The organism is Mesorhizobium sp. P160927 (assembly GCF_057766385.1).
Window position 1 is genome coordinate 2,752,473 of sequence record NZ_JBYMDW010000001.1, and the last position, 14,215, is coordinate 2,766,687.

Below are 14,215 nucleotides of genomic sequence, written 5' to 3' on the forward strand. Positions count from 1 at the left end.
TCACCACTCCGCGCCGATTTGCGTGCGCGCCGCCGCGAGCTTGTTAAAGAAATAGACGGTGAAGGCGATCGACAGCAGGATCGAGAAGTAGGCCATGGCGTTGGCCATGCCCATGCGCCCGTCGCTGTAGGCGGTGCGGGCCACCAGAGTCCACAAAAGCTCGGTGCGGCCGGCCGGCCCGCCATCGGTCATGATCTTGACGATGTCATAGGCACGCGCCACGTCGAGCGAGCGGATGGTCATGGCGATGTAGGCGAAGGGCATGACGAACGGCCAGGTCACATAGCGGAATGTCTGCCACGGCGTGCAGCCATCGACGCGCGCCGCCTCGATCGGCTCCTTGGGCATGGCGAGCAGCCCGGCGAGGATCAGGATGGCGAAGATCGCCGTCGACGACCAGATCTCGGCAATCGAGATGGCGATGAAGGCGAGGTGGCCCTCGATCAGCCACGGGATGGCGTCGCTGGTGATGCCAAGCGACTGCAGCGCATTGTTCACCAGGCCGATATTGTCGTTGAACATGAACTTGAACTGGAAGCCGACGAGGATCGGCGAGAACATCATCGGAAACATCATCAGCGTGCGCAGGATGCGCTGGCCGCGCGTCGCCTTCTCAACCAGCATGGCGAGACCAAGGCCAAGCAGCATTTCAAGATTGAGCGCGATCGTCAGCAACAGAACGGTACGGCCGAATGCCCACCAGAAATCGGTGTTGGCCAGGATCGACAGGTAATTCCTGAGGCCGATGAAGACGAAGAACGTCTCGGGCTTGGTCAGGCGGAACGGGGTGAAGCTTGAATAGAGCGACAGAAGCAGTGGCACCACGACGACCGCCGCCAGAACGACGATGGCCGGAAGCAGCAGCAGTAACGGCGCGGATGGCTTGCGGCCCTTCATCGGGCTCCTCTGGTATCTGGCATTCAGATTTTGGGCCGAGGCCCGACATGATGAAACGGGCAACGCCGGCAAAAGGCGATCGCCTCCCTCATTTCACGATGGGGGAGGCAATCTTGTGAGCAATGCTTACAGTTTGCCGGCGTCCTGCAGGATCTGCTTCGCCTTGGCGGCGGCTTCGTCCAGTGCCTGCTTGGAGGTCTTGTCGCCGAGGATCGCGGCCTGCAACTCGGGATAGACGGCGTTCGAGATCTCGATCCACTCAGGCGTCTGCGGCACGGCAAAGGCGTGCTTGGCTTCCTCCTGGAAAGCCGACAGAACCTCCTTCTTGTAAGGGTCGTTGGCGGCTTGCTGCAGGTCCCAATCCCAGACCGCGGTGCGCGTCGGCAGCGGCCCGGCGGTGGCCTCGAGCTTCTGGCTGTCCTCGTTGGTCAGCCACCATACGAGCGATGCCGCTGCCTCCTTGTTCGGGCAGTTCTCGGTCACCGAAAAGCCATGGAATCCCGACCAGCCGGTGCGCACTCCGGCGGAGCCTTTCGGCGCGACCTTGACGCCGACATTGCCCGCGACCTTGGACGATTTCGGATCGTTGAAGAAGCCGGCCCAGCCCGGCCAGTCCAGATTGATGGCGACGGTGCCCGAGGCAAAGCCTTGGCCGAGATCGTCCCAGAGGTAGTTGGTGGTTCCGGCCGGCACGGCCTTGGCCTTGTAGAGGTTGACGAACCAGTCGAGCGCCCGGATGCCGGCTTCGGAATTGAAGACCGGCTTGCCGTCCTTGTCGAGATATTCGCCGCCCTCGGCGACGACCATTTCGTAGAAGCGGCCGTTGATCGCCTCTTCCTTGCCGGCAAACTGCGTGCCGTAGAAATTCGGCGGGTTGGCGAAGAACTCAGCCTGGTCGGTGACTTCCTTCCAGGTGTCCGGCGGCACCAGATCATAGCCGTATTTGGCCTTGAACTTGGTCTTATTGTCGGCGTTCTCGTACAGGCTCTTCTGGTAGTAAAGCGCCGATACGTCGAACTGCGCACGCGGCAGCATTTCCAGCTTGCCGTCGATGGTTGCCGCCTTGATCGTCGACGGCACGAAGGCGTCGATCTCCGACTTCGGCAGGAGCTTGCTGAGGTCGGTGTAGAGGCCGGTGTATTGCGGCGCGAAGGAGGAATGATTCCAGCCGACGCACCAGCTGGTGCTGCCCGAGGCGATGTCGGACTTCAATTCCTTGTCGATGTCGAAGCCGTTCTTCTTGGTCAGGATGTTGACCTTGGCGCCTGTCGCCTTCTCCCATTCGGGAATGCGCTCGTAGAGCTTTTCATATTGCTGGCCGCCGATCAGCTTCACGTCGACGGTAACGCCGTCGAACTTGCCGGGCAGGTCGCCGGCAAGGGCGGTGCCTGCGCCTGACGCAAGCATCAATGCGCCGGCGCATACGCCGGAAAGCAGTCTGTTCATTGGTATCCTCCCTGGGTGCGCCCGCAACTCGTCACGTGACAAGAAGTGCTACATTCATATACAAACAAAACATTCACCCGTACGTCAAGGCGAAATTTATTTCCATAGGCTGTGTTCCTGCGTATATGAAGAGACGAATTCACTGGAGGGACGAGCCATGGACGACAGTGAAGATGAGCGTTATCGCGCACCGGCGCTCGACAAGGGGCTTGACATCCTTGAGCTTCTAGCGGGCGTGGACGGTGGCCTGACCCAGGCGGAAATCGCCAAGAAGCTCGACCGCAGCCCCAATGAATTCTACCGCATGCTCGACCGGCTGGTGCGGCGCGGCTACGTCACGCGGCTCGATGGCGACCGCTATTCGCTGACGCTCAAGCTGTTTGGCCTGGCACAATTGCACGCGCCGGTGCGGCGGCTGGTTTCCTATGCGACGCCGCTGATGCGGGAGCTGGCCGAGACCTCGCAGCAGGCCAACCAACTCGTTGTTTTTGATCGCGGTTCCGCCGTGGTGATAGGCCAGCAGGAGGCGCCGAACTACTGGGGGATTTCGATCCGGGTCGGGTCCCACATCAGCCTGTTCGACACCGGTTCAGGCCATGTCCTGCTCGCCTTCCGTTCACCGGAAGAGCGGCAGATGATGATCTCGGAGCACGTCCGCAGCACCGACAAGACCGCGCAGCCGGCCGAGTTCTTCGCCCGTCTCGACCAGATCCGCGACCGCGGCTACGAGATGATGGCTTCCATGCAGACCGCGGGTGTCTTCAACCTTTCCGCTCCGGTGCGCGGGTCCGACGGCAAGGCCATAGCGGCGCTGTCGATCCCCTACATAACCGTCGTCAACGCGCCCTCGGCACCCGACATCACACGGACCATCGAGTTGCTGCTGGCAACCTGCGAGAAGCTGTCTCACCTGGCTGGGTCGGCCGTCGGATCATCGGCATAAATTCTTATTTGAATGAAGAATTCCTCCGTGAGAGGATCGAAAAAAGCTGCAGGAGGAGCCCGCCATGATCATCGACACCCATTTGCATCTCATCGATCGCTCGGCGCTTCAGTACCCCTGGCTTGCCGGCGTACCGGCACTGAACCGCGATTTCTCCTATGAGGAATACGCCACGGAGGCAAAGCGCGCCGGTATCGAACGCGTGCTGCACATGGAGGTCGATGTCGACCCGGCCGACATCGAGGCGGAAACCGCCCGTATCGAGGGCCTGTCGCGGCAAGCGGGCAGCATGCTCTCTGGGGCGATAGCATCCTGCCGTCCCGAAGGCGCTGACTTTGCCGCTTATCTCGCACGCCAGCGGACAAACCCCTTCGTCAAAGGGTTCCGCCGCGTCCTTCACGTCGTCCCGGACGAGCTATCCGAAGGCGCACTGTTCCGTGACAACATCAAGCGGCTTGGTGGCACCGGCCTGACCTTCGATCTCGTGGTGCTGCCGCACCAGATTCCGAAAGCGATCGCGCTCGCCGACCTTGCGCCCGACGTCCAGTTCGTCCTCGACCACTGCGGCGTTCCCGACATCAAGGGCGGAGCCGAGCACCCCTGGCGCGAACACATGAGCGAGATCGCACGGCGCCCGAACGTGATGGCCAAGATTTCCGGCGTGGTCGCCTATGCCGACCCCGCCAATTGGACTGTCGATACGCTGCGGCCTTACGTCGAACACACCATCAATTCATTCGGCTGGGACCGTGTCGTCTGGGGCAGCGACTGGCCGGTCTGCACACTTGGAGGCGGTCTCTCGACCTGGGTGGCGGCGACCCATGCGCTGCTTTCGGGTTGCAGCGTTTCGGAGCGTGACGGGCTGTTGTCGGATAATGCCCGCAGGCTATGGCGGTTGAAATAGCGACCTCCCTCAGCTCTCGCCAAGCGAGGGGGAACTGGCCCGGAACAGGCCAATGAGATCGGCGACGACCTGGCTGGCACGATGGCCCGAGGTCAGGCCGGAATTGATGCGGTCGGACGCCGCCTGCTGGAACGCCATGTAGCCGTCATGGCGCGGCCGCACCCAGGCGCTCTCCAGCGTCGCGCGCGTGCCCCGATAGAAGTTGCCGGCCAGTTCATTGATAGTCTGGTCTTCCCAGGCAGCCGCATGGCCCGGCTGCCCGCCGGCGGCGGCATAGATGCCACGCTGGACATCGCCGCTGGCGACCCAATAGGCAAAATCGATCGCTGCCTCTTTGGCCTTGGAGAAGGCTGATACGGCTATGCCTGTGCCGCCGAGCGCCGAGCCGATCGGACCATTGGAACCGACGACCGGGATGTCGGCGAAAGCCAACCTGTTGGCGCGAAAACCCGACGCCGCATAAGACGCGTAGCCATAGATCAGCGGCGCGCAGACGATGCGCGAACCAGCCTCGGCCATGAGTTCCGAAACGGCAATCGGGTCCATGTCGAAGCAGGTCGGGTCGACCGACGCCGCGATCTCACGCATCATCTCGAAGACTTCACAGCCCGTCTCGACATCGATGAGATCGCCCGACGGATCGGTCGCGCAGGCATGCCCGAGATTACCGGCCAGCGTGTAGAAGGTCATCAGGCAATGCGGCGGCCGCAACGGCAGAAGCACGCGGCCCTGCCGAGCGAGATCGAGCACTTCGCTCCATCGCGATGGCGGTTGGTCGAGCGCATCGGGTCGCCAGGCCTGAACCTGCGTTGCCGCATCGATGGGAAACGCCCACTGCCGTCCTTGCCATGTGTAACTCGGATAGGACTGGCCGACGCTGCCTGAGGCGAGGGCGACGCGTTCCGCCTCGCGGCCGACGAGATCAAGCGGCTCAAGGCAGCGCTCCGCGGTAATCTGGCCGACATGCGGATGATCGATGACGATCAGGTCATAGGCGCGCGCCAGCTCCTCGACCGGGAAGGACTCGAAATCCTGCAGCGAGCGCTTGTCCCATTCGACGGCAATGCCCGTCTTCTGCTTCCACACCGACGAGCAGGCGACCATCGGATCGAAGCCGCGCGGATGGTTCCAGGTCATGCCCCTGAGCGTGGGCTTGAGGGAGCGCGTGGTCACAGGCCGAACTCCTCGCGGATTGCGGCGCTATGCTCGCCAATCCGCGGTGCTGCCCGGTCGACCTTGGCCCTGACGCCATCGACCCGCAGCGGTGAACTGGTGGTGAGGATCGAGACATCGTCCTCGCGCGTCACCGTCTGCAGCATGCCGAGCGATTGGAAGCCCTCGCTTGCCAGCATCTCCGGCCAGGTCAGCACCTTGGCGCACCAGATGTCGGCAGGCTCGAGAATGGCCAGCCAGTCGTCGATGGTCTTGGTCGCGATCCTCTGGGCGATGATCGCCTTGATATCGTCGCGCGCGGTGAACCAGGATGCCGGCCTGTCACGATAGGGAGCCAGTTCATCGAGCGACAAAAGGTCGGCCAACTTGGGGATCGGCGTCATGGCGATGGCGAGATAGCCGTCCCTGGCCGGATAGACTCCGTAAGGCGCCGAGAGATAGGCATGCGCGCTGCGGAAGCTCGAGCGCCTGGGCAGGCGGCGCCCGTCATTGAGATGCGTGGTCAGCACCTCGAACTGGAAGTCGACCAGCGCTTCCAGAAGGCTGGTCTCGATATGGCTGCCCTGGCCGGTGATGCCGCGCCGCACAAGTGCTGCGAGAATGCCTTGCGCGCAGGCCGCACCCGCCAGCATGTCGCCGATGGCGAGGCCGAACGGCACCGGCCCCTGGTCTTCGTCGCCGTTCAGCCACATCACCCCGGAGCGCGCCTGCGCCAACAGATCCTGGCCGGGCCGCTTGAACCATGGGCCGTCCTCGCCATAGCCGCTGATCGAGGCATAGACCAGGCGCGGATTGATCTGGCGGACGGCCTCGTAGTCGAGGCCAAGGCGCTCGATGACACCCGGCCGGAAATTCTGGATCAGCACATCGGCCTTGGCCAGCAGCCCGCGCAATGTAATGAGGTCCGCCTCGTTCTTCAGATCGATGGCGAGGCTTTCCTTGGCCCGGTTGATGGCATGGAAGATGGTGGAATCGCCGCCGATCTCGGTGTCGCTGAGATAGAGCCGGCGCGACAGGTCGCCGCCGTCTGGACGCTCTATCTTGATGACGCGGGCGCCGAGATCGAGCAGCCTAAGCGAGCAGTAGGGCCCGGACAGGAACTGGCTCATGTCGACGACGATGACACCGGCAAGCGGCAATTCGGCTGCTGCCGGCATCTCTATTTCTCCGTCTTGCCGAGGAAATCGGCCGGGTTGCGGTACTTCACCGTCTGCAGATGCTCGCAATAGAGAACGAGCTCGCCTTCTCCCTTGAACACCTCGTAGCTGGCGCGGATCAGGCCCATCTCCTTGTAGCGGGGCTTCTTGTCGAGGTTGGAACGGATCGAATAGATCGTATCCCCGATGAAGACAGGCTTTATGAACCGTAGCTTGTCATAGCCATAGGAAAAAGCGTTGACGCAGTTGGTGGCGACCAGCCCTAGGCCGGCCGAGAAGACGAACGCGCCGGCAATCAGCCGCTTGCCGAAAATGCCGTCGCTCTCGGCAAACATCTGGTCCTGCACGTAAGGATGGATGTCGAGCACCAGCGTGTTGAAAAGGTGGCTGTCGCCCTCGGCCATGGTGCGGCGCAGCGAGCGGATCTTTTGGCCGACCGGCCAGTCCTCATAGAACCAGTTCTCGGCGTTCCACACCGGCAGGGCGGCATGATCGGCGGGCATATTCCTAGGGTGCGTCGAGACAACTCCAACGGTTGGCGCGAAATCGCTCATGGCGTAGTCCAGCGGGCTCGAGAAAGCGCCCATCCAGCCATTCGAGCACGCTTCAAAGCGCCTGAGTGCACGACGTCCTCCTCCCATCAATCTTCTTTTGTAAATACTATTTTCACATATGGGTTTGCGTTGCAAGCGAGGACAAGCGAAATTTTGGCGGTCCCACGCGCCGCTTTGTCTTTGTCATGAACGAGCTGGATTCGACTGTCGCGTCGATGGCGCTCGACAATGCGACTGGCAGGTTATCGATCATCGACACGAAGCCGGCGGTGCCGGCCGAGGCCCGCGACAGCAATCACAGCGCCGATATCCAGATCTCGCCGGACGGCTGTTTCGTCTATGGCGGCAACCGTGGCCACGACAGCGTCGTCATCATGGCGGTCGACCAGGAGACCGGCAGCTTAAGTCTTGTCGGCTATATCCCTTGCGGAGGCGCCACGCCGCGCAATCTGGCGCTGACGCCTTCGGGCGGCCATCTGTTCTCCGCCAACCAGAATGCCGACCGCATTTCGATCTTCGTCCGCGACGCCCGCAAGGGCATGCTGACCGATACCGGGCGCGGCATCGAGATCGGCACGCCGATGTGTGTCAAGATCGTCGCATGACCACCGGCCAGCAGACTAGCCGGGCTCAAGCCTCTAGGATGGCCGAGAGTTTCCAGCTCGAGCCATTCTGGCGCGTGAACGTCCACAACTCGGTCGTCTCGGTCGGCTGCTCCTCATCGCCCTCGACGACCTTGCCGCTCGCCCGTTCGCGCATCACGTCACGGGACTCGTAGCGCAACGCCGCCGTGGCGTAGTCGCGGTCATCCTCGCGCCAGCTTTCCGCGATGTCGGCCTGCAGCAGCGTGACGTCGGATACTTCGTTCCTGAGACCTTTCTGGGCATTGTCTGCCAGCTCCTCCGACAGATAGGACACCATCTCGGGCGTCACCGACCGGCGCAATGCCGCATGGTCTTCGCGGCCGAATGCTTCCTGAATCTCGGTCAGCAACTGCTGGAACGCGTCGAGGTCGGCTTGGGCCAGCGTGATCTCTTCGGATCGGGTGGTCTCGTAGCCTCCGCCCGATCCGCCGCCAAACCCCGGAATTGTGAAGGAGCCAGCGCTTCCCGTCTCCTGTTGTGCGCGGTTCTCGAACCGTGAAGCCTGGGTATTGCCTATGCCGGCGAGCGCGGGCGCGGGGCCACGCGCGGATTGCGATCGGAAGAACCTGATGGCCAGCATGATCGCGCCACCGAAGAGCAGGGCTTGGAGCAGGAATCCGAACATGCCGGCAAGGCCGCCGAAACCTTGGCCAAGGAGCAGTCCGATCAGGCCGCCGATCAGCAGGCCGCGCATCATCGTTCCACCGAAGCCGCTCATGAAGCCGGGCCTCTGCAGTCCGGCCGGCGGCTGCCGGGCAGCATTGTTCACGCCGGTATTGGGTGTCATCGAACGCTCGACCGGCGCGGTCGGCGCCGGCGCGGTCCGGGTCGGCGGGGCCGATTGGAACGTGCGCGTGCCGCGACTGCCGAAACTGCCGCCGCGCCGCGCCTCGGCATGATCGATCGCAACCATGGAGAATGCAAGGAACAGGCCGGCAAAGAGTGTGGCGAATTGGCTTGTGCGGGAAATCATCGGGTGACCTTTATCGCTGTGGTTTGGGGCGTTTTCGGCAAAGGGCCGGCCTTGGAAAGACCGGCCTCATATGGTCAATCGAACAGCTCTTCGAAAAATGATTTCTTCCGCTTCGGATAGCGGTGGCCATGCGAGCGGGAATAGTCGTCATCGCGGTCCCGGCCACGGGGCGGCGGGGAGAACGCTGCCGGCTGTGGCTGCGGCGCGGGCGATGTGTCCCTGCCGGACCGTTCGATGATCTTGTCGAGTTCGCCACGATCAAGCCAGACGCCGCGGCACTGCGGACAGTAGTCGATCTCGATCCCCTGGCGTTCGCTCATCACGAGGGCGACGCGGCAGGAGGGGCAAACCATGCCAAGGAGGGAAGATGTCATGTGGGGCTCCTAACCAGAAAGGAATGAGCCCGCTTAACCGAAAGGAATGGAAACGGGCCCGTTGAAGCGGTCCGACATCACGGTCGCCAAAGCGACAGTCAGAGGGGCCCGGCCCGCACACGGGAGTTAGGAATGCGGAGCGAAGCCTTCAAGGGGCAATGTTGCCGGCGAGAGCGATTTGCTGCTTAAACCGTCACCACGATCTTGCCGAACTGCTCGTTCGATTCGAGATAGCGATGCGCCTCGACGATCCGGTCGAAGGGAAAGATCCTGTCGATGATCGGCCTGAGCGTGCCGTCCGCCAGGCCTTCGAGGATGAATGCCTTGGCCGCCTCCAACTTCTCCGGGTTGCCGGTGATCTCGTGCACGAGATAGCCGCGCAATGTCAGCGTCTTGCCCAGTATCGCAGGTAAGGGGAAAGGGGTCGGCTCGCTGCTGAGGCCGCCATACTCGATCAGAATGCCGCCTCGCGACATCGCCGCCGTCAACGGCTCGAAGATCGGCCCGCCGATCGCGTCCAGCACCACACGCACGCCTTGCGGTCCGGCGATCTGGCTCAGTCTTTCCGCAAGTTCCTCTTCCTCGAGGACCACGACATGTGCTGCGCCGGCGTCGAGCAGAGCCTGCTTCTTCACCGATGTCCGCGTCACCGCGATCGCTATCGCACGAACGCTGTTGGCGATCTGGATCGCCGCAAGCCCGACGCTGCTCGAAGCCGCCGTGATGACGACGACTTCTCCGGGGCGCAGCCTGGCGATGTCGATCAGCGCGCCGTAGGCGGTGAGGTACGGCATCCAGGCCGCCGCCGCGGTTTGCCAGTCGAGGGACGCCGGATGCTTGACGATGAGCCCCGCGGGAAAGGTGACAAGCTCACCGTAAGCCGGCCAGCGAACCATCGATTGCGGCGGGATGACACTGACGGCATCACCAGCCGCCAGCCTCGTCACGCCTTCGCCGATTGCCTCGATGACGCCCGCCGCTTCCAGCCCGAGCCCGGAGGGGAGCCCAGGCGTCTCGATATAGCTGCCCGCGCGCAGCAGCGCCTCGGCGCGGTTGAGGCCGAGCGCCTTGACGCGGATTTGAACCTCGCCCGGGCCGGGTGGCGCTAGGTCGACCTCCTCGATGCGCAGGACCTCGGGACCACCATGCTGGTGGAAGCGAATGATACGGGCCATTCGGTTCACTCCAAATTATCTGACACCTAATGAGCTATGACGCGAAAGCTTTGTGCGATAAACGGCTGTTCGGATTATGCAGTAGAAACCCGGAGTTTCGAATATGGATAGGCTCGAGAGCATGGCCGTGTTCGTCAGGGCGGTCGATCTCGGCTCGTTCGCGGCAGCGGCCACTGCGCTCGATCTATCCGCACCGATGGTCGGCAAGCATGTCCGGTTTCTCGAGGAGCGGCTTGGCATGCGTCTCATCAACCGGACCACGCGCCGCCAGAGCCTGACCGATTTCGGCCGCGCCTATTATGAGCGGTGCCGCCTAGTGCTGGCCGAGGCCGAAGCGGCCGATGCGCTCGCCGCCGACCAGCTCTCGGAGCCGCGCGGAAAACTGCGCGTCACCATGCCGGCGCATTTCGGGCGCCACTGCGTCACCCCCGTGCTGCTGAAGCTGGCAGGGCAATATCCGATGCTGGAACTCGACCTGTCGCTGAGCGACCGTTTCGCCGATCTCGCCGAGGACGGTTTTGACCTCGCCATCCGAACCGGCGGTCTGGACGACAAGGCCGGTGTGATCGCCCGTCGCGTTGCACGCCAGGACATGGTCGTCTGTGCCGCGCCTTCCTATCTGGAAATTCATGGCGAGCCGCGGCGGATCGACGACCTCGCCGATCACCAGGCGATTGTCTACCGCCGGCCCGGCATGATCGTTCAGCCGTGGCTATTTCCGCGCGAGGCGCAGACTGCGCTCGAGCTTATCCCAAACGGCCGGCTGCGGCTCGACGATCTCGATGCTATCGCCGATGCCGCCGTCGACGGCATGGGGCTGGCGTGGTTGCCTTACTGGCTGGCTCGTGAGCGCATTCAGGCCGGCACGCTGGTCGAGCTGTTGCCGGACCAGCCACGATATCCCTACGATTGTCATGCGCTCTGGCTGCGGACGCCGCATCTGTCGCTCAAGGTCAGGCTGGCCGTCGACGCATTGGCGGCCGCCTTACCGAAAATGATGGCGTGATCGCCAACTGACGACTTGCGCTCTTTGAGGCGTGGCGTTCGGGTGCCATATGAAGGTGGCTTATGGAATGCGCGCATCGCAGGAGAGACGGTTCATGACCAAGGGTTCGGATCTGTTCGTGGCGGCCCTCGAAAATGAAGGGGTCGAACGAATTTTCGGCATTCCGGGCGAAGAAAATCTCGACATCGTCGAATCCATCCGCCACTCGTCGATCCAGCTGATCCTGACGCGCCACGAGCAGGCGGCGGCCTTCATGGCCGCCACCTATGGCAGGCTCACCGGCAAGCCGGGTGTGTGCATCACAACGCTTGGCCCCGGCGCCCTCAATCTGACGACCGGCTCTGCCTATGCGCTGCTTGGCGCAATGCCGATGATCATGATCACCGGCCAGAAGGGCATCCTGTCGTCCCGGCAGGCGCGCTTCCAGATCGTCGACATTATCGCGGCGATGAAGCCGCTGACCAAGCTGTCGCGCCAGATCGTCTCGCCCAGGATGATCCCGTCGCTGGTGCGTGAAGCCTTCCGCGTCGCCCAGGAAGAGCGCCCCGGCCCCGTGCATCTCGAACTGCCGGAAGACATAGCGGCGGCGGAATGCGAGCCGATCGCCCTGGTGCCGACGCATCCGGTCGAATTGCCCCTGGCCAGCGCTGGCGCGCTCGATCGCGCCGCCCGCATGATCATCGAGGCCAAGCGTCCGCTGCTGATGTTCGGGGCCGCGGCGTCGCGCCCGCGCGTCACTCCCGATGTCGCCCAGTTCGTGCTGCGCACGCAAATTCCCTATTTCACCACGCAGATGGGCAAGGGCACGGTGCCCGGCGGTACCGAACTCTATATGGGAACGGCGGCCCTTTCGGAACGCGACTACGTGCACGAGGCCATCGAACAGGCCGATCTGATCATCACCATCGGCCACGACACGGTCGAGAAGCCGCCCTTCATCATGGGGGCGAAGGGGCCGAGGGTTATACATGTCGGCTACCAGACGGCTGATGTCGAGCAGGTCTATTTCCCGCAAGCCGAGATTGTCGGCGACCTCGGCCCATCGCTGGCGCTGCTGGCGGACCGCATTGAGGGCAAGATTCCCAACGCGCAGGCCCTGCTGCCGCTGCGCGAAGGCATTTTGAGCCGCATCGCCGCGCGCGCCACCGAAGACCGTTTCACGCCGCAACGCATCGTGCATGACGTGCGCGCCGTGATGCCGGCGGACGGGATCCTCGCGCTGGACAACGGCATGTACAAGATCTGGTTCGCGCGCAACTACCGCACGCGCATGGCCAACACGCTGCTGCTCGACAATGCGCTGGCGACCATGGGCGCCGGGTTGCCGTCGGCGATGATGGCGGCACTGCTCTATCCCCAGCGTCGCGTCATGGCCATTTGCGGCGACGGTGGCTTCATGATGAACAGCCAGGAACTGGAGACTGCTGTCCGGCTCAAGCTCAACCTCGTCATCCTGCTGCTGGAAGACCATGCCTATGGCATGATCCGCTGGAAGCAGGCTGTCGACGAATTCCCGGATTTCGGCATGACCTTCGGCAATCCCGACTTCGTCAAATACGCCGAAGCCTATGGCGCCAAGGGGACCAGGGTTGGCGAAGTTGCCGACCTGCTGCCGGCACTGGAACAGGCCTTCGCCGGCGGCGGCGTGCATCTCGTCGTCGTGCCCATGGACTATTCCGAAAACACCAGGGTGCTTGTCGACGAATTGCGCGAGCGCTTGCCCGCGCCAAAGGCACCCTGACGGCAGCGGCAAAGCCGCCGTCAGGATCGGTTGATGCCTACAGCTTGCAGTAAGGCGTTACCGGCGCGATCGTTCCGAAATCCTTGACGATCTCGTAGCCGATGCCGTCCGCCGCCGCCTTGCCGACATAGGAATGGCAGAGCGTGTGGTTGTTGCTGGCATCGACCCGGATCTTGCCTTGTGGCGCATCGAACTCGATCGTCGGCAGCGCCTTGAGCACATCGTCGTCCTTCAGCGAGCCGGCCTTCTCGGCCGCCAGCGCGTAGAGATGCAGGCCGTCATAGCCGGCCTCGCCGATGCCATTGACCATCTTCTCCTGGCCGAATTTCTCGCGGAAGTTCGCGATGAACTTCTTGTTGACCGGGTTGTCGAGCGCCATCCAGTAGGGCTGCGGCGCGTAGGTGCCGGCGGCGACGCCAGGCGGCAGCGCGTCCTTGTTGAAGACCTCGTCGAGCGGTGCGATCAGAGGCTGCTTGATGTCGAAGCTACGATACTGCTTGAGCTGAGTGACGGCGTCGTTGCCGACCACCATCGACCACACGACATCAGGCTTCAACGACTTGATCTTCTGGAAGGCCGGGCCGAAATCCGTGGTGCCGAACGGATAATAGTCGGCGCCGACGATCTTGCCGCCGGCCATTTCATAGGCCGCTGTGATCGCCTCGGTCATCTTCTGCGGCCAGGCATAGTCGGACGCCATGATGTAGATGGTCTTGCCGAGGTTTTCGGCCACCCACGGCATCATCGGGTCTACCTGCTGCATCGGGATAGGTCCGGTGGCGACGAAGTAGCGATTGCATTCGCCGCCCTCGAAATTGGTCGGGTAGAAGAACAGCTTCTTGGCCTTCGAGGTGACGGAAAGCGTGGCGCTGCGCTCGGGCGAAATGATCGTTCCCATGATCACGTCGACCTTGTCCTCGTTGAGGAGCTTGCGGGCCTTGTCGATGGACCCCTTGGTCGTGGTCTGGTTGTCCTCGATGAAGAGCTCGACCTGGCGCCCGCCAATGCCATTGGCGGCGTTGAGCTCGGCGGCGGCGAGCTTGTAGCAATTGAGCAGCGTCTCGCCCAGGATCGCCTGCAGCCCTGTGATCGGGATCGATAGCCCGACCTTGACCGTATCTGCAGCGCGCAGGATTCCAGGCGCGCCGACCATTGCGAAGGCGGCCGCGGCGCCGCCGGATTTCAGAACAGTTCTTCTGTTTATCATTGTTGTGTTCCCTTCCAGTCC

At 62.9% G+C, this 14,215-nt stretch carries 14 protein-coding genes; 5 read left to right on the plus strand and 9 right to left on the minus strand.

Annotation, left to right across the window (positions count from 1 at the left end; translation table 11 throughout):
* Complete coding sequence (locus AC3CB8_RS13275; RefSeq protein WP_023771195.1) at positions 1–897, minus strand: carbohydrate ABC transporter permease; 897 nt, start codon at positions 895–897, stop codon at positions 1–3.
* A gap of 126 nt (positions 898–1,023) precedes the next feature.
* Positions 1,024–2,343 carry an ABC transporter substrate-binding protein gene (locus AC3CB8_RS13280; RefSeq protein WP_023771194.1) on the minus strand — a complete coding sequence of 440 codons (1,320 nt, stop codon included), beginning with the start codon at positions 2,341–2,343 and terminating at the stop codon, positions 1,024–1,026.
* Positions 2,344–2,500: 157 nt separating this feature from the next.
* Here AC3CB8_RS13280 and AC3CB8_RS13285 point away from each other — a divergent pair, with 157 nt between their 5' ends.
* Positions 2,501–3,286 (plus strand): IclR family transcriptional regulator, encoded by a 786-nt coding sequence (locus AC3CB8_RS13285; protein ID WP_023771193.1) that lies wholly within the window; start codon positions 2,501–2,503, stop codon positions 3,284–3,286.
* Positions 3,287–3,350: 64 nt separating this feature from the next.
* Entirely contained in the window at positions 3,351–4,190 is an 840-nt protein-coding gene (locus AC3CB8_RS13290) for an amidohydrolase family protein (protein WP_023771192.1), read from the plus strand.
* Between the two features lie 9 nt (positions 4,191–4,199).
* On the opposite strand, the gene AC3CB8_RS13295 is transcribed toward AC3CB8_RS13290, so the two are convergent.
* From AC3CB8_RS13295 to AC3CB8_RS13305, 3 genes are read right to left on the minus strand one after another with little or no spacing between them, the layout of a single operon-like run.
* Entirely contained in the window at positions 4,200–5,327 is a 1,128-nt protein-coding gene (locus AC3CB8_RS13295; RefSeq protein WP_352563027.1) for an extracellular solute-binding protein, read from the minus strand.
* A 32-nt stretch (positions 5,328–5,359) separates the two neighbouring features.
* The gene (locus AC3CB8_RS13300) at positions 5,360–6,520 is read right to left on the minus strand and encodes a CaiB/BaiF CoA transferase family protein (RefSeq protein WP_352595152.1); all 1,161 of its coding nucleotides are present in this window, start codon (positions 6,518–6,520) and stop codon (positions 5,360–5,362) included.
* 2 nt (positions 6,521–6,522) lie between these two features.
* A complete protein-coding gene (locus AC3CB8_RS13305) occupies positions 6,523–7,074 on the minus strand; it encodes a MaoC family dehydratase (RefSeq protein WP_023771189.1) in 552 nt (183 codons plus the stop codon).
* 65 nt (positions 7,075–7,139) lie between these two features.
* Between AC3CB8_RS13305 and AC3CB8_RS13310 the strand changes: the two genes are divergently transcribed.
* Positions 7,140–7,679 carry a lactonase family protein gene (locus AC3CB8_RS13310; protein WP_352562943.1) on the plus strand — a complete coding sequence of 180 codons (540 nt, stop codon included), beginning with the start codon at positions 7,140–7,142 and terminating at the stop codon, positions 7,677–7,679.
* A gap of 25 nt (positions 7,680–7,704) precedes the next feature.
* On the opposite strand, the gene AC3CB8_RS13315 is transcribed toward AC3CB8_RS13310, so the two are convergent.
* From AC3CB8_RS13315 to AC3CB8_RS13325, 3 genes are all read right to left on the minus strand, one after another.
* Positions 7,705–8,691, minus strand: a complete 987-nt coding sequence (locus AC3CB8_RS13315) for a Tim44 domain-containing protein (protein ID WP_488377312.1) — start codon at positions 8,689–8,691, stop codon at positions 7,705–7,707.
* Between the two features lie 74 nt (positions 8,692–8,765).
* Positions 8,766–9,065 carry a TFIIB-type zinc ribbon-containing protein gene (locus AC3CB8_RS13320; protein ID WP_023771186.1) on the minus strand — a complete coding sequence of 100 codons (300 nt, stop codon included), beginning with the start codon at positions 9,063–9,065 and terminating at the stop codon, positions 8,766–8,768.
* Between the two features lie 185 nt (positions 9,066–9,250).
* A complete protein-coding gene (locus tag AC3CB8_RS13325; protein ID WP_352562945.1) occupies positions 9,251–10,240 on the minus strand; it encodes a zinc-dependent alcohol dehydrogenase family protein in 990 nt (329 codons plus the stop codon).
* A gap of 103 nt (positions 10,241–10,343) precedes the next feature.
* On the opposite strand from AC3CB8_RS13325, the gene AC3CB8_RS13330 reads away from it, so the two are divergent.
* Both AC3CB8_RS13330 and AC3CB8_RS13335 read left to right on the plus strand, forming a co-directional pair.
* A complete protein-coding gene (locus AC3CB8_RS13330) occupies positions 10,344–11,246 on the plus strand; it encodes a LysR family transcriptional regulator (RefSeq protein ID WP_023771184.1) in 903 nt (300 codons plus the stop codon).
* A gap of 94 nt (positions 11,247–11,340) precedes the next feature.
* Positions 11,341–12,987, plus strand: a complete 1,647-nt coding sequence (locus AC3CB8_RS13335; RefSeq protein ID WP_352595158.1) for an acetolactate synthase large subunit — start codon at positions 11,341–11,343, stop codon at positions 12,985–12,987.
* 37 nt (positions 12,988–13,024) lie between these two features.
* Here the strand turns inward: AC3CB8_RS13335 and AC3CB8_RS13340 are convergent, their stop codons facing one another.
* On the minus strand, positions 13,025–14,194 hold the full coding sequence (locus AC3CB8_RS13340; protein ID WP_352595161.1) for a substrate-binding protein: 1,170 nt from the start codon (positions 14,192–14,194) through the stop codon (positions 13,025–13,027).
* Positions 14,195–14,215 lie beyond the last annotated feature (21 nt).

Excerpts from the sequence above, each read along its gene's own strand:
- AC3CB8_RS13280 (WP_023771194.1), bottom strand. The coding sequence starts at position 2,343 with ATGAACAGACTGCTTTCCGGCGTATGCGCCGGCGCATTGATGCTTGCG.
- AC3CB8_RS13320 (WP_023771186.1), bottom strand. The coding sequence starts at position 9,065 with ATGACATCTTCCCTCCTTGGCATGGTTTGCCCCTCCTGCCGCGTCGCC.
- AC3CB8_RS13275 (WP_023771195.1), bottom strand. The coding sequence starts at position 897 with ATGAAGGGCCGCAAGCCATCCGCGCCGTTACTGCTGCTGCTTCCGGCC.
- AC3CB8_RS13325 (WP_352562945.1), bottom strand. The coding sequence starts at position 10,240 with ATGGCCCGTATCATTCGCTTCCACCAGCATGGTGGTCCCGAGGTCCTG.
- AC3CB8_RS13340 (WP_352595161.1), bottom strand. The coding sequence starts at position 14,194 with ATGATAAACAGAAGAACTGTTCTGAAATCCGGCGGCGCCGCGGCCGCC.
- AC3CB8_RS13300 (WP_352595152.1), bottom strand. The coding sequence starts at position 6,520 with ATGCCGGCAGCAGCCGAATTGCCGCTTGCCGGTGTCATCGTCGTCGAC.
- AC3CB8_RS13295 (WP_352563027.1), bottom strand. The coding sequence starts at position 5,327 with ATGACCTGGAACCATCCGCGCGGCTTCGATCCGATGGTCGCCTGCTCG.
- AC3CB8_RS13305 (WP_023771189.1), bottom strand. The coding sequence starts at position 7,074 with ATGAGCGATTTCGCGCCAACCGTTGGAGTTGTCTCGACGCACCCTAGG.
- AC3CB8_RS13335 (WP_352595158.1), top strand. The coding sequence starts at position 11,341 with ATGACCAAGGGTTCGGATCTGTTCGTGGCGGCCCTCGAAAATGAAGGG.
- AC3CB8_RS13315 (WP_488377312.1), bottom strand. The coding sequence starts at position 8,691 with ATGATTTCCCGCACAAGCCAATTCGCCACACTCTTTGCCGGCCTGTTC.
- AC3CB8_RS13285 (WP_023771193.1), top strand. The coding sequence starts at position 2,501 with ATGGACGACAGTGAAGATGAGCGTTATCGCGCACCGGCGCTCGACAAG.
- AC3CB8_RS13330 (WP_023771184.1), top strand. The coding sequence starts at position 10,344 with ATGGATAGGCTCGAGAGCATGGCCGTGTTCGTCAGGGCGGTCGATCTC.
- AC3CB8_RS13290 (WP_023771192.1), top strand. The coding sequence starts at position 3,351 with ATGATCATCGACACCCATTTGCATCTCATCGATCGCTCGGCGCTTCAG.